A 13721-nucleotide genomic window follows, 5' to 3' on the forward strand; every position below is an offset into this window, starting at 1 on the left:
GTCACTTCACAGCCAACAATATATAACGATTTTTGGTTAGAGAGGCGATCGGCCGGGACTGCTCCGTCGCTCGACTTCAGTCCCAGATTTGCGACACGTCGAACACCGGCTTGCACGTCTCGCCGGCGATGAACGCCTCGAAGGCCTCGTCCGCGGTTTCGAGCGAGAAGCGGTCGTCGACGAACGTCTCGCAATCCACATCGCCGCTGTCGATCAGTCGCAGCGAGCGTTCGAAGTCCTCGTACATCGACGCGTAGGAACACTGAAGATCGATCTCCGAGCGGACCAGCGGCGAGTACTCCATCGTCGTCTCGCCCGTCTGGCCGACCAGCACGATCTGTCCGCCCTTCCGGACGGCGTCGACCGCCGACGGGAGACCCGAAGGGTGGCCCGTGGTGTCGAAGACCACGTCGTAGCCGATGCCGTCGGTCTGCTCCGCGCGGCGCGCCTCGAAGTCGTCCTCGGCGACGTTGATCGTCTCGAAGCCGAACTCCTCGGCGAGCGGGAGGCGGTATTCCGCGTCGGGGCCGACGCCGGAGACGGTGACGGTTCCGCCCTGGGCGCTGGCGATCTGGGCCGTCAGCTGGCCGATCGGGCCCGGCCCCTCGACGAGGACGCGGTCGCCGGGGGAGACTCGGGAGTTTTCGATGACGGCGCGCGCGGCGATGCTCGTCGGTTCGACGACAGCCGCGTGTTGCTGTTCGACGGAGTCCGGGACCGGGTGCAGGGCCCGCTCGGGGACGGCGACGAACTGCTCGTACGCGCCGTCGTGGTCGACGCCGGTGATGACCGCGTTCTGGCAGACGTTCGGCGATCCGATCTCACACTGGTAGCAGTCGCCACAGCCGCGGATCGGGCGCTCGACGACGCGGTCGCCGACCTCGAACTTCGTGACGGCGTCGCCGGCCTCGACGATGCGGCCGGCGTACTCGTGGCCGATGACGGTCGGCAGGTTCATCCGCTCGAAGGCCGATTCGAACTCGTAGATACCCGCGTCGCTGCCACAGAGACCGGCGTAATCGACTTCGACGACCGCCTCGTCGGGAGCCGGCTCCGGCCGCTCTCTGTCGACGAACTCCATCGCGCCGCTGGTACGGCTAACCTTGGCTAATCCACGCATGTCTATATCGTGTTCACCGGTCCGTATAATTCTATGGAATCGCGCCGAACGGTCCACAAGCGTAATATACGAACCCTCCGTCGAATTGCATATGGTTTCCTACGAACACACGCCGGTAACGGTCAGTGACAAGCGCGCCGTGGTCGTCGGCGGGACCAGCGGCATCGGACAGGCAATCGCGCTCGGGTTCGCCACCGAAGGGGCGGACGTCATCGCTACCAGTCGGAGCGAGGACGCTGTCGACGAGACGGCCGACGCCATCGAGGAGCGCGGGGCGAACACCGCCCGCGTCACCTGCGACGTGACCGACGCGGACTCGCTCGAAGCGGTCCGCGAGGCGGCCGTCGACGCGTTCGGCGGCGTCGACGTGGTCGTCGCTTCGCAGGGCGCGATCTCCCGCAAGTCCGTCCTCGGCATCGACGACGACGACTGGGACTTCGTCACCGACGTGGCCCTGGACGGTGTCCGCAAGGTCACACAGGCGTTCGCGCCCGCGATGGACGAGGGCGGCTCGATCGTCAACATCTCGTCGCTCGCCGCTCGGCTGGCGATGTCGAACCTCCCCGCCTACTCTGCCGCGAAGGGCGGGGTCGAGGCGTTCACGCGCGTCTCCGCGAAGGAACTGTCACCCGACGTGCGCGTCAACGCCATCGCGCCCGGATACGTCATCACGCCCCAGAACGCAGACACCTACGCCGAGGGCACCGAGAAGCGCGAGCGCATCGACGATCGCTGTCCGCTCGGGCGCGTCGCCGAGCGCGAGGAGATCGTCGGCGCGGCGATCTTCCTCGCGAGCGACGCCTCCTCGTACGTCACCGGTGAAGTGCTCACCGTCGACGGCGGCTTCGCGGACAGCACCTTCTGAACGGGTCTTTCCGTTTTCCGTCTCTGTCACCGCCAGCCGGCGCTCCATCGTACGAAACTAGTGGTCGGTATCGAAAGAGCGGTGAGCGCCGAGAGAACGGGAAAACGGACAGCGGCGAATGTCGAGCGTGCCGGGTCGTCCTCAGAGGCGCAGCGTCTGCGCGGAGAGGTCGAGCTGGCGGTCGTGCAGCGCGTCACCGGTCCGGTTGTCGAAGACGTGGACCGTGTCTTCGGGGATGCGGATCGTCGCCCGCGATCCCTCGGCGACCTCGCGCAGTCCCGAGGTGACCGCGACCATATCCTCGGACATGTCGTCGGTCCCCGGGAACGAGAGGTGGACGACGTTCTGGTCGCCCATCGGCTCCACGACGGTCACGTCCATCTCGTACTCGTGGTCGGGGTCGTCCCCGACCGCCGCGTCGTCGAGGACGACGACTTCCTCCGGCCGGACGCCGAGGACGATGTCCGACGCCTCGCCGACGTCGTCGTTGATCTGCGGACCGAACGGGTACTCGAAGTGGTCGTGGACGAACGCCGAGCCCTCGTAGCGACCGTTGAAGAAGTTCATCGACGGCTCGCCGATGAACTCCGCGACGAAGAGGTTGTTCGGCTCGTGATACAGCTCCAGCGGCTCGCCGACCTGCTGGAGTTCGCCCTGGTCGATGACGGCGATGCGGTCGGACATCGTCATCGCCTCCGTCTGGTCGTGCGTGACGTACACCGTCGTCACGCCGAGCTGGCGCTGGAGCTGCTGGAGCTCGGTGCGCATCTCCGCGCGCAGCTTCGCGTCGAGGTTGCTGAGCGGCTCGTCCATCAGGAACAGTTCGGGGTCCCGGACGATGGCGCGACCGAGCGCCACGCGCTGTTGCTGGCCGCCCGAGAGCTGACCCGGCTTTCGGTCGAGCAGGTCGGAGATGCCCATCATCGACGCGACCTCCTCGACGCGCTCCTGAATGTCGCTGTCGGGCAGGTCCGTCGACTGCTCCAGCCCGAAGGAGATATTCCGCCGGGCCGAGAGGTGCGGGTACAGCGCGTAGGACTGGAACACCATCGCGATGTCGCGGTCCTGCGTGTCCACGTCGTTGATGACGCGGTCGCCGAGGCGAATCTCGCCCTCGGTGATCGTCTCCAGACCGGCGATCATCCGCAGCGTCGTGGACTTGCCACAGCCCGAGGGCCCGACGAGCACGAGGAACTCTTCGTCCTCGATCTCGACCGACACGTCGTCGACTGCGACGACCTCCTCCTCGTCGTCCTGATACACCTTCGTCACGTGATCGAGTGTCAGACTGGACATTATACGTTTCGCACCTCCAGCTCGGTTTCGAGACGCCTGTTGTGCAAGGCGTCGCCGGTCGCCGTCTCGAAGACGTGGACCGCACCGGGGTCGATCGAAACGACCACGTCGGTCCCAGCGTCGACGACGGTCGTCCCGGACGTGACCGCGTGCAGCAGTTCGTCACCGCCCGTATCGTCCGGGTGACGCAGGTGGATCACGTTCTGGTCGCCGTGGGGCTCCACGACGGAGACGGTCATCTGGAACTCGTGATCGGCGAGCGAGCCCGACCCGTCCTCCGGGAACCGCCGGAGGTTGATGTCCTCCGGCCGGACGCCGAGGACCACGTCCTCGACGCCGCCGACGTTCTCTCTGATCGGTTCGTCGAACGGGTACTCGATGTACGTTCCGACGAACGTGCCGTTCTCGTTGGTCCCCTCGACGAAGTTCATGGCGGGCTCGCCGATGAACCCGGCCACGAACCGGTTTGCCGGCGCGTGGTACAGCTCCAGCGGTTCGCCGACCTGCTGGAGGGTCCCGTCGTTCATCACGGCGATGCGATCGGACATCGTCATCGCCTCCGTCTGGTTGTGCGTCACGTACACCGTCGTCACGTCGAAGCGATGCTGGAGCTGCTGGAGTTCGGTGCGCATCTCCGCGCGCAGTTTCGCGTCAAGGTTGCTGAGCGGCTCGTCCATCAGGAACACTTCGGGGTCCCGGACGATGGCGCGACCCAGCGCGACGCGCTGTTGCTGGCCACCGGAGAGCTCTCCGGGCCGGCGGTCGAGCAGGTCGGAGATGCTGAGCAGATCGGCGATCTCCTCGACGCGGGCGTCTCGTTCCTCGCTCGTGTACCCCGGTTCCTCTTCCAGCCCGAACCGGACGTTCTCCCGGACGGTCATGTGGGGGTACAGCGCGTAGTCCTGGAACACCATCGCGATGTCCCGGTTCTGGGGCACGCGGTAGTTCATGTGCTCGCCGCCGATGTAGATGCTCCCCTCGGAGGCGGTCTCCAGTCCCGCGATACAGCGCAGCGTCGTGGACTTGCCACAGCCCGAGGGCCCGACGAGCACGAGGAACTCGCTGTCGGGGATGTCGAGCGACAGATCCTCGACTGCCGTGGTGTCGCCGAACCGCTTCGTCAGATTCGATATTTCGATTCGTCCCATTGTTATCCTCCAGATTTCAGGCCTTCAGCGAACTGTTCAGCGAACGCCACGTAGATGATCAGCGTCGGCAGCGCCGCGAGGAACGCCGCGGACATCCGGATACCGAAGTCGATCCCGGACGTCGACGCCCCGACGGCCGGCAGGATCAGCGTCACGACCGCCTCGGGCGTGTCCGAGCCAGTGATGAGCGTGAACGCGAACAGGAACTCGTTGTAGATCTGGGTGAACTGGTAGATGAACACCACGCCGAACATCGGCTTCGAGATCGGCAGGATGATCCGGCGGTAGATCTTCGTGATCGACGCGCCGTCGATCTTTGCTGCCTCGACGTACGACGAGGGCAGTCCCTGGTAGTACGACCGGAACAGGATCGTACAGATCGGGATCCCGTAGGCGATGTGCGTGATGATCAGCGGCACGAGGTTCGCGTGGTAGTCCTGCAGGAAGGGAACCGCGACGAACAGCGGTTGGACCATCGCCGCGAGCGGGAAGATGTTGTTCCAGAACCGCGCGAGCGGGACCAGAACAGCCTGGTACGGCAGGAAGATACCGATGAGGAACAACACGAGCATCCCCATCTGACCGCGCCAGTCGACCATCGTGAGGCCGTAGGCGGCCATACTCCCGAACAGGACGCTCCCGATGGTCGCCGGGATCGCCATGAACAGAGAGTTGAAGAACGCGCCCGAGAGCGCGTTCAGCGCGAACGTCATGTTGTCGAGCGTGAAGCCCTCGCCGAGCGGCGGCATGAGCGGGATCGTCTCAGCGACGGCGCGGTTCGTCTTGAACGCCGTCATGATCCCCGTCTCGAGCGGTGCGAGGAAGAACCCGATGAACATGATGACGAGGACGTACTGCCCGATCCGGTTGAGATCGAAGTCCTCGACGAGCGATGCCACGTCGAACGTCTGGTCTGATGATGAACCTGCCATTGTCAGAGGCTCCCCTGTCTGTACTGGTAGTAGAGGTACGGTGCGATGACACCCAGCGCCAGGATGAGGAGGTACGTGGCGATGGCAGCCGAGTACGCCCACTTACCGAGCTTGAACGCCTGGCGGACCATCAGCGTCGCCAGGATGTCGGTCCCGTTCGGCGGCCGGTAGCGACCGGTGAGCGAGTACAGGAAGGTGAACGCTTTGAGCGCGAACACCATCAGGACGACGGCCGCACTGACCGACGCCTCCTTGAGCTGCGGAATGATGATCTTGATGTAGGTCGTGAGCGTGCTCGCGCCGTCGACCCGCGCCGCCTCGAACTGATCGTCGGGCAGCGACCGCAGGCCGGCGAGATATACGACCATCGTGTAGCCGCTGAACTGCCAGATGAGCGCGAAAATCACCGATCCGAGCGCGATCGATGGATTCCCGATCCAGTCGATCGGCCCGATGCCGATCCCCCTGGTGATGATGTTCATCAGCCCCACGTCGTAGTTGTATAGCCAGAGCCACACCTGCGCCGTGATGACGAACGACAGTGCCATCGGCAACAGGTAGATCGTCTGGACGGTGTTCTCGTGTCGGATGCCCTGATCCAGCAGGACGGCCAGAAACAGCCCCAGTAACAGACAGACCGTGGTAAACACGACCAGCAGTACGAGGTTGTTCTGTGCAGCGCTCAAAAACGCGCTGCTCTCGAACACCTGGGTGTACATCTCGAAGTCCAGGTTACTGTAATCCGGCGACTGCAGCCCCCGCGCGTCCGTCAGCGAGATCGCGGTGTTGAACCCGATCCCGCCGTAGACGGCGATCCCCATGAGGAGGAACGGAATCCCCCAGTACGGCGACGACCGGACGAGGTCGTTGTTGAGGAAGTACCGTACCTTGGTCTCCCAGCCGACCTCCTCCGTAGCCGGTGTCGTTGATTCTGTTGTGTCTGTGGTACCCATAGATTGAATTGGTTGTATGCTAACAAGTAAAGGTGCCGGTCAGGGCAACTTAGTTCGAGACGGCGCTCAGCAGCGCGTCGGCGGCGGCCTCGACGTCGTACGGACCCATCATGTTCTCGCTCATCGCCGTCTTGCAGTTACCCATCTGCTCGGGCGTGACCGCAAGCCCGTGGGCGATGGTCGGCGGGTATCGGTCGGAGCTGGTGAGGTCCTCGTAGGTCAGCGCGATGAAGTCACCGAGCTGGCTGGAGTCGACGTCCGTGCGAAGCGGCACGGAGCCCTTGAGGTTGTTGAACGCCACCTGGGCGTCCGTCGTGCCAACGAACTTCTCCCACGCGATGGTCTCGTCCTTGCTCGGGTTGTTCGCGGGCGCGACGATCGCGTCGATGTGGTACCCGTAGGTACCCTCGGTGCCCGGGAACGGAATCCAGTCCCAGTGCTCCCCGAAGTTGAACGAGTCGTCGGTACGGAACTGGCCGGCGAGCCAGTTACCCTGGTGCATACAGGCGACCTCGCCGGCGATCATCTTCCCGCCCATGTCCGTGAAGCTGGACGTGGACGCGTCGTTGGTGATGTAGTTCTGCTGGATCTCCTTGACGAGTTCGAGCGAGTCGACGAGGGCCTGTCGGTCGCCGTTGCCCTCGATGAAGTTCATGTAGGCGTCGACGCCGGCCTGGCTCTGCAGGACCTGCGCCCACAGCTGGAGCACCGTCCACGGCGCGACCATCGCCTGGCCCATCGGCGCGATGTCCGTCTCGGACTTGATCGCGTCGAGTGCGTCCATCAGGGACGGCATGTCGGTGAGGCTCTCGGGGTCGACACCGGCCTCTTCGAACGCCGAGATGTTGTAGAACAGGTTGTTCATCCGGTGCGAGCCAAGCGGCACGGCCGGAATCTGGTCGTTGAACGTACAGAGCTCGACGGCGCGGTCCTGCATCACGTCCTTGTACCCTTCTGCCTCCCACACGTCAGCTTCGAGGTCCATCAGGTTGCCGCGGTAGCGCTCGAGGTTGTTACCCGGCCAGTTGGCGAAGGAACTCATCGGGTTCCCGTTGACCATCCGCCGAAGGATTGTCGCGTTCAGGTTGACGTTCGCGCTCGCACCGACAGCCTGGAACTTCGTCGGCATGTCGGGGTACTCTTCCTTGAACGCGTCGATGAGGGCGTTAATCGCGGCCTCACCGTCCCCACCGGCCCAGCCGTGGAGGACTTCAAGCTGCGTGTCCCACTGGCTGCCACTGCCGCCGTCGGAGCTCGTGCTTTCACCGTCGCCACCGCTTCCGTCGCTTCCGTCACTGCTTCCGTCGCCGGAGCTCGTGCTTCCACCGTCACCGCCGTCGCCACCAGAACAACCGGCCACACCTGCAGCGATCCCCGCGCCGAGGGCCGCCATGTACTTTCGCCGGTCCGTGCTCACGTCTGGTCTGTCATTATCAGCCATACAGTATCCAGAAGAGAGGGACATACAAATAAATCTACCGGATCTTTATGGTAGATAATGGATTTATTCAGCATCTCCAACACGAGTACGGCCGTTTCACGGTTTGTGAATTCAGAAGGGGTGCCGAAATAATGGGTTGTGGGGCAGTGTGGCGCAGTGCGTGCGTTGGCGCGCGCTCGGAGTAATAAATAATATCGCTCGTGACAGGACTCGATCGAGACCGGCAAAACAGTCGGCTCCCGCGCCGACGAGAACAGAGCGGCACGGCTCTCCGCGTGACCGGTCGCTACAGCGACGGCACCACGTTCGCGCCGGCGTCAGAACGGTGGGTCGAGCGACCCAGACCGACGAGCCGCAGCCGTGCGCGACGGGACTGTCGATAGAGAGGGGCCGGTGCGGCGTCTCGAATCGCTACCGCATCGGTGCCGACCCGCTCACTCGTCGAACAGTTCCTGACCGTCGGCGAGGTGCTCCTCGACGGCGTCGAAGTCGAGCGTGAGGCCCAGGCCCGGCTCCTCGGGGATGGGCATGTAACCGTCCTGGATGAGGTCGTCCTGCTCGACCAGGTCCTCCCACCAGCCGAGTTCGTAGGAGTGGTACTCGACGGCGAGCGCGTTCGGGATGGCCGCGCCGACCTGAGCGGAGGCCATCGTCCCGATGGGCGAGGAGACGTTGTGCATCGCGACGGGCACGTAGAACATGTCCGCGAGCGTGGCGATCTTCGCCGTCTCGCGCATGCCGCCGACCTTCGGGCAGTCGGGGGCGATGATGTCGACGGCCTGGTCCGTGATCAGGTTGCGCTGGCCGTGGGTCCGGTAGACGTTCTCGCCGACCGCGATGGGCGTCCCCGTGGACTGCGTGACCTCGCGCTGGACGTCGTGGTTCTCCGGCGGGACGGGGTCCTCGAGCCACCACACGTCGTACTGTTCGAGTTCCCGTGCCAGGCGCTTGGCGCTCCCGCTGGCGAAGGCCCAGTGGCAGTCGAAGGCAGCGTCGGCCTTGTCGCCGACGCGCTCGGTGACCCGCTTGACGATCTCGGCCTTGTGCTCGATCTCCGGCTGGCGGAGGTGGCGGTTCGCGCGGTCCTTCTCGTGGCCGCTCGGCACGTCGAGGTCGAACTTCAGGGCGTCGTAGCCCAGTTCGTCGACGACGCGCTCTGCCTCGTCGGCGCAGGCCTCGGGGTCGGCCTCCTCCTCGGTGTGGCAGTCACAGTAGGTCCGGACCTCGTCGCGGTACTTGCCGCCCAGCAGCTGGTAGGCCGGCACGTCGAGGATCTTCCCGGCGACGTCGTGCAGGGCCAGTTCGATGCCGGAGATGGCCGCGATGTCCTTGCCGGCGACGGAGCCCTCGCCGGACATCTTCTGGACCATGTGCTCGTAGAGGCGGTCGATGTCCAGCGGGTTCTCGCCGACGACGAACGGCTTCAGTCGCTCGATGATCTCCGGGATCGCGCCGCCCCAGTAGGCCTCGCCGTTGCCGGCGACGCCGGCGTCAGTGTACACGCGGACGAGCGTCCAGGGGTAGTTCCCGTCGACGATGACCGTCTGTACGTCCGTAATCTCCACGTCGCGCCGCTCGCCGCGGGAGTCTGTGAGTCCCATGGTCTCCGCCGAGAGGTCGCGCATGGTGTACTCTGCATTCGGGTCTCGTAGGTCTGCGTAGCTCATGCGTCACCCGAAACTCTCCGTCCACGATAAAAACAGTTCCGGGTCAGGCCGTGTTCACGGCCGCACCGCTGGCAATCGTAGCCACTCGAACCTCGGCGAAAACGCAGTGTCCGACCGGATTAGACGACCGTGACGGTGTTCTTGAGCGTGCCGATCGACTCGATGCTGATCGCGACTTCGTCGCCCTCCTGCAGGGTGAAGTCGTCGTCGGGGACGAGACACGTCCCGGTGAGCAGCACGGACAGTTCCGGGACGGCGTTGTGGGCGGTGTACGTCGAGACGAGTTCCTCGCAGGTGCGGTCCATCTCGCTCGTGTTCGTCTCGTCGCTGTACAGACACTCGCCGTCCCGGTGGATCGTCATCGAGAGCGTCAGGGAGTGGGGGTCCTCGATGTCGGTGACGACCGTCGGCCCGACGGAGCAACAGCGGTCGTACACCTTCGCCTGGGGGAGATACAGCGGGTTCTCGCCCTCGATCGACCGGCTGCTCATGTCGTTGCCGATGGTGTAGCCGACGATGTCGCCCTCGTAGAGCACGATCCCGAGTTCGGGTTCGGGAACGTCCCACTCGGAGTCCGCGCGAATGCCGACGTCTTCGTCGGGACCGACGGTTCGATTGGGCGTCGACTTGAAGAAGATCTCCGGTCGCTCGGCGTCGTAGACGTTGAGATACATCTCCGGCATATCGCTCTCGTCCTTGCGGGCCTCTTCGCTGATCTGGTATGTGACGCCCGCGGCCCACACCTCGTCGGCGGTGACGGGGTCTGCGGTGTCGGCTTCCAGTTCCTCGGTGGAGATCGTCTCCGCGGCGGCGAAGTGTCTCGACGCGATTTCGTCGGGTCCGGTGTCGGCGATCGATGCCGCCCTGAGAAGATCACGAAAGGTCCGAAGCTGTGATTTGGCGCTGGTCAGATCGTAGGTGTCCTCGCCCGCCGACACGGCTAACCGCTGGGAATCGCCGTCGCGTAGCTGGTAGTACCTCATAAACAGTAGCAGACTATAATTATACAAAAATATTGTGTTGCCGGCAGTAAACCTCGCTCGCGTGCATTCTCGCTCTCGGGGGATGAGACGTCGCGATCTACCGCTCACGTCGTGAATCGCGTGTTTCGTCCCGTCCGAGCGGTTCGACCGCCGAGTTGATCTCGCTCTAGCGCCGATCGGTGGTGTGCTCTCGCCGTCCTGGGCTCCGGTTTCGCCTATTTCGACCGACAGGACCGTGACCCGAACCACTGTTCAGAATAGTTGAACGGGCTGGATGACAGACGTACATTAGTTATTTTGTCCCCCGCTGGCTGGGCCGCCGTTACCACGTACTGTGGGGCCGAGCGGTGGATAACGACGCGGGTCGGAGCCGCCGCGAATGCGATCGATGCGGTCGTGGACTCAGCAGATATTGTTCCACATAACCGAACGCACTTTCATCAAACGTGATCGTATCCCCCGTTTTCGGGAATGACTGTGTGGGAAGGAGGTACTATATAATACTATCGCCCGGTCCCGACGAGTTGCTGGTCGACAGGGGGCCCGTGTCAGCGTGTCGAACACGGCCGGGCTGGCCAATCCGATCAGCGCAGTCACGAACCCTCTCCTCTGAGAAGTCCCTGTCACCTGAATCCCCTCAAACGGTTTTTGAACTGATGAGAAAAACTCCCACTACGCACTTATTTGTGCATTCGATAGCTGTTTATGAGTGTATCTGTGCCAAATCGTATTTGTATTTCCAATACCACCAGTATATTCCCCTACTACCATACTATCTATGTCTCTGCCAGAACTATATTGCCGTATTCAATCCAACCTTCTGCTTATCGACGTGTGCTGATCGTTCTGGACTACTCTCTGCCGAACGCGGCCGAGGTGCACCGCGGGAGCGGTCGTCACTCGGTATCGGTCCCGTTCGGCACCGTACTCCCGCGGACGACGTGGCTGTATTTCAACACGGCGACGAAGATCGAGCCGCCGATCGCGTTCCCGATCGTGGCCGGGACGAGGAACCGGAGGAAATCCAGTCCCGTGAGCGACGGGGAGACGAACACGCCCGCGAGGACTTCCACCGTGCCGGCGATGCTGTGCGGGAGGTGTGCGAAGCCGATCGCGGTGGCGATGATCCAGACGAACAGCAAGCGCGCCACGGACTCCTGTGCCGCCGCGACCAGCCACGAGAGCAGTCCCATGAGCCAGCCGGCCAGGACCCCGGCCGCGAGGATAATCTGCCACCTGTGTTCTGTCAGCGACGTCGCGATCTCGACGAACGCGCTCGCGTCGGCGACGCCGAGGCCGGGGGCGACGAAGACGACGATCGCCGCGAACACTGCGCCGCCGACGACGTTCGCTCCGTAGACGATCCCCCAGAGGCGAGCGAGCTGTCCGAGGCTCGCCCGTCCGTCGAGGACCGGGAGCACGGCCAGCGTCGTGTGTTCGGTGAAGAGTTCGGACCGGCCGAGCACCACGAAGACGAACCCGATCGCGTATGCGTTCGCCAGGACGAGTTCCTCGACGAGCGGCGTGGTTCCTGCGGATTCGGACACCGTCAGTACGACGGCCATCAGCAGGGGCCCGAACCCGATGTCCAGGCCCGCAGAGAGCCCGGAAAGCGCCAGACTGTCCGCGGGCCGGTTGAGTTCACTCAGTCCCTCACGGATCTGCACGCGGAGGATGTTCTCCTGGTCCGCTCGCGTGTCGCTCGCCGCCCCCACATCCTCGACCCCCTCCGACCCGGTGTCCGTCATCGGTCCGCTCCCGCCTCGGTCGAGGGTCCTGTCACTGTCGCGAGCGTGCGCGGTCCTGACGAGTCAGCGTCCGGCCGGGACCACTGCGGGTTCGTTCCAGCCGCTCCGATCGTTTCGCGGCAGGCAACGATGACGGCGGGGCGAGTCGACGGCATCGGAGGGACGTACACCCGCGGGTGCCAACCCTCCCGTGGTTGCAGGCGCAAGCCAGTCACCCCGCCGCGGACGCTTCCCGGTCCCGGTGCGTTCCGGTCGGGCCGCGACTGCGTTGCACTCGAAGGCCACAGCAGTATCCGCGTGGCACTCCTCTGGTGTCTCGTAATGAGCGATTCCACTGTCGATGCGCGACTCGAACACGTCGAACGAACGCTCGATTTCGTCTTTGCGGCCGACGTGGCCAAAGAGGTCCTCAGCGCGGTCGATTTCGAGGCGATCCTGGCCGACGAGCCGGCCGAGAACCCCGTCGACGTCGACGCCCTCACGAAGGCGGTCGGTCGACCCGTCGGACGCATTATCGTGTCCCGGATGATCGACGGAACGGGTGTCGGGGGGCTCGCCAAGCGGACGCTCGGGAGCGAAGTCGGGAGTCGTGTCGCCAGCAAGACGTTCCGCGTGGCCGTCGAGACCGTCGACGTGAACGCCGCCACCGAGCGGCTCGTCGAACTCGACGAAGAGACTCTGCCCGGCCCTGCCCTACGAGAGACGCTCGAACCGGTGATCGGGGACAGCGACGTGTTCGACTCGGAACTCGGTGACGCCCCCGCGGAGGCCGGCGCGGACGGGACCGGTATCCGGGACGCGAGCGGTGACGATCACAGCGGCGCGGTGGACGGGACCGACTCACCGGACGGTTCGTCGTCCTGACGGCGAAGCGGCGTCTTCGCGACACTCGCCCGCTCCACTCACGTCGAGTCGGTGCCGACGAGGAGCGTGTCTTCGACGAGCGCCTCGGTGCCCCGGTGGAGCCGCTCGGAGAGGGCCTGGTGGGTGATGCCGAGTTCGTCCGAGAGGTCTTCGAGTGTCCGCTCCTGGGGCACCGAATAGTACCCCTCTCTCGCCGCCAGCACGAGCGCGTCGTACTGCCCCTCGGTGAGACCGAACCGGCCGGCCGGCTGACCGTCAAGCTCTCGAATCGAATCGATGTCGAACGTGAGCCCGTGCTCCGCACAGAAGTCGTGCGTCTCCGAGAACTTGTCCCGCGTCGGGAACATCACCCGGAGACACCACTCCTCTCGTTTGCCGTACGCGTCGAGGATCGTCGCTTCGCCGTTCGTGAGCATCCCCACCAGGAGCTGCACGTGGTCCACCCAGTCCATCCGGTAGAGGTACTCGTCGTCGAAGTCGGCGAGCAGTCTGACCCTGTCGACGGTCGAGTCCCCATCGAACGCGTCTTCCAGGGCCAGGCGGTCGACGTTGCGCGCCCACAGTAACGGCATGACCGCGTCTTCGCCGCTCTTGATGATTCGCTCGCACTCGAATCGGGTGTCCGGTTCCTTCTCGAGCGTGTGGACGAGGGCGAACTCTTCGGCCGGGATCGTTCCGGTAACGATTGTCGCCATTCGTTATCT

12 protein-coding genes are annotated in these 13721 nt (G+C 64.3%); 2 read left to right on the forward strand and 10 right to left on the reverse strand.

The features are described 5' to 3' along the window. Window positions 1-76 precede the first annotated feature (76 nt). Window positions 77-1120 carry a zinc-dependent alcohol dehydrogenase gene (locus ACOZ4I_RS10045; RefSeq protein WP_423999087.1) on the reverse strand — a complete coding sequence of 348 codons (1044 nt, stop codon included), beginning with the start codon at window positions 1118-1120 and terminating at the stop codon, window positions 77-79. Between the two features lie 91 nt (window positions 1121-1211). Between ACOZ4I_RS10045 and ACOZ4I_RS10050 the strand changes: the two genes are divergently transcribed. Beyond that, window positions 1212-1985: an SDR family NAD(P)-dependent oxidoreductase gene (locus tag ACOZ4I_RS10050; protein WP_423999089.1), complete on the forward strand. Its 774-nt coding sequence runs from the start codon at window positions 1212-1214 to the stop codon at window positions 1983-1985. A gap of 141 nt (window positions 1986-2126) precedes the next feature. Here the strand turns inward: ACOZ4I_RS10050 and ACOZ4I_RS10055 are convergent, their stop codons facing one another. The 8 genes from ACOZ4I_RS10055 to ACOZ4I_RS10090 all read right to left on the reverse strand — a co-directional run bounded on the left by ACOZ4I_RS10055 (window position 2127) and on the right by ACOZ4I_RS10090 (window position 12153). Further along, window positions 2127-3281, reverse strand: coding sequence for an ABC transporter ATP-binding protein (locus ACOZ4I_RS10055; RefSeq protein ID WP_423999091.1), 1155 nt, complete (start codon window positions 3279-3281; stop codon window positions 2127-2129). Then, window positions 3281-4429, reverse strand: a complete 1149-nt coding sequence (locus tag ACOZ4I_RS10060) for an ABC transporter ATP-binding protein (protein WP_423999093.1) — start codon at window positions 4427-4429, stop codon at window positions 3281-3283. Before ACOZ4I_RS10060 ends, ACOZ4I_RS10055 begins: the two co-directional genes overlap by 1 nt. A 2-nt stretch (window positions 4430-4431) precedes the next feature. Next, the gene (locus tag ACOZ4I_RS10065; protein ID WP_423999095.1) at window positions 4432-5361 is read right to left on the reverse strand and encodes a carbohydrate ABC transporter permease; all 930 of its coding nucleotides are present in this window, start codon (window positions 5359-5361) and stop codon (window positions 4432-4434) included. A 2-nt stretch (window positions 5362-5363) separates the two neighbouring features. Further along, on the reverse strand, window positions 5364-6314 hold the full coding sequence (locus ACOZ4I_RS10070) for a carbohydrate ABC transporter permease (RefSeq protein ID WP_423999097.1): 951 nt from the start codon (window positions 6312-6314) through the stop codon (window positions 5364-5366). A 49-nt stretch (window positions 6315-6363) separates the two neighbouring features. Further along, the gene (locus ACOZ4I_RS10075; RefSeq protein WP_424004802.1) at window positions 6364-7707 is read right to left on the reverse strand and encodes an ABC transporter substrate-binding protein; all 1344 of its coding nucleotides are present in this window, start codon (window positions 7705-7707) and stop codon (window positions 6364-6366) included. Between the two features lie 482 nt (window positions 7708-8189). Further along, window positions 8190-9422, reverse strand: coding sequence for a mandelate racemase/muconate lactonizing enzyme family protein (locus tag ACOZ4I_RS10080; protein WP_336339538.1), 1233 nt, complete (start codon window positions 9420-9422; stop codon window positions 8190-8192). A 119-nt stretch (window positions 9423-9541) separates the two neighbouring features. After that, window positions 9542-10405, reverse strand: coding sequence for a fumarylacetoacetate hydrolase family protein (locus ACOZ4I_RS10085; RefSeq protein WP_423999099.1), 864 nt, complete (start codon window positions 10403-10405; stop codon window positions 9542-9544). Between the two features lie 896 nt (window positions 10406-11301). Continuing rightward, window positions 11302-12153 (reverse strand): formate/nitrite transporter family protein, encoded by an 852-nt coding sequence (locus ACOZ4I_RS10090; RefSeq protein ID WP_423999101.1) that lies wholly within the window; start codon window positions 12151-12153, stop codon window positions 11302-11304. A 321-nt stretch (window positions 12154-12474) separates the two neighbouring features. Here ACOZ4I_RS10090 and ACOZ4I_RS10095 point away from each other — a divergent pair, with 321 nt between their 5' ends. After that, window positions 12475-13017, forward strand: a complete 543-nt coding sequence (locus ACOZ4I_RS10095) for a hypothetical protein (RefSeq protein ID WP_423999103.1) — start codon at window positions 12475-12477, stop codon at window positions 13015-13017. A 38-nt stretch (window positions 13018-13055) separates the two neighbouring features. Here ACOZ4I_RS10095 and ACOZ4I_RS10100 read toward each other — a convergent pair whose 3' ends face one another. Then, complete coding sequence (locus tag ACOZ4I_RS10100; RefSeq protein ID WP_423999105.1) at window positions 13056-13712, reverse strand: helix-turn-helix domain-containing protein; 657 nt, start codon at window positions 13710-13712, stop codon at window positions 13056-13058. Window positions 13713-13721: the final 9 nt, after the last annotated feature.

The sequence above is a fragment of the Haloarcula salina genome, from assembly GCF_049603855.1.
Taxonomy (GTDB): domain Archaea; phylum Halobacteriota; class Halobacteria; order Halobacteriales; family Haloarculaceae; genus Haloarcula; species Haloarcula salina_A.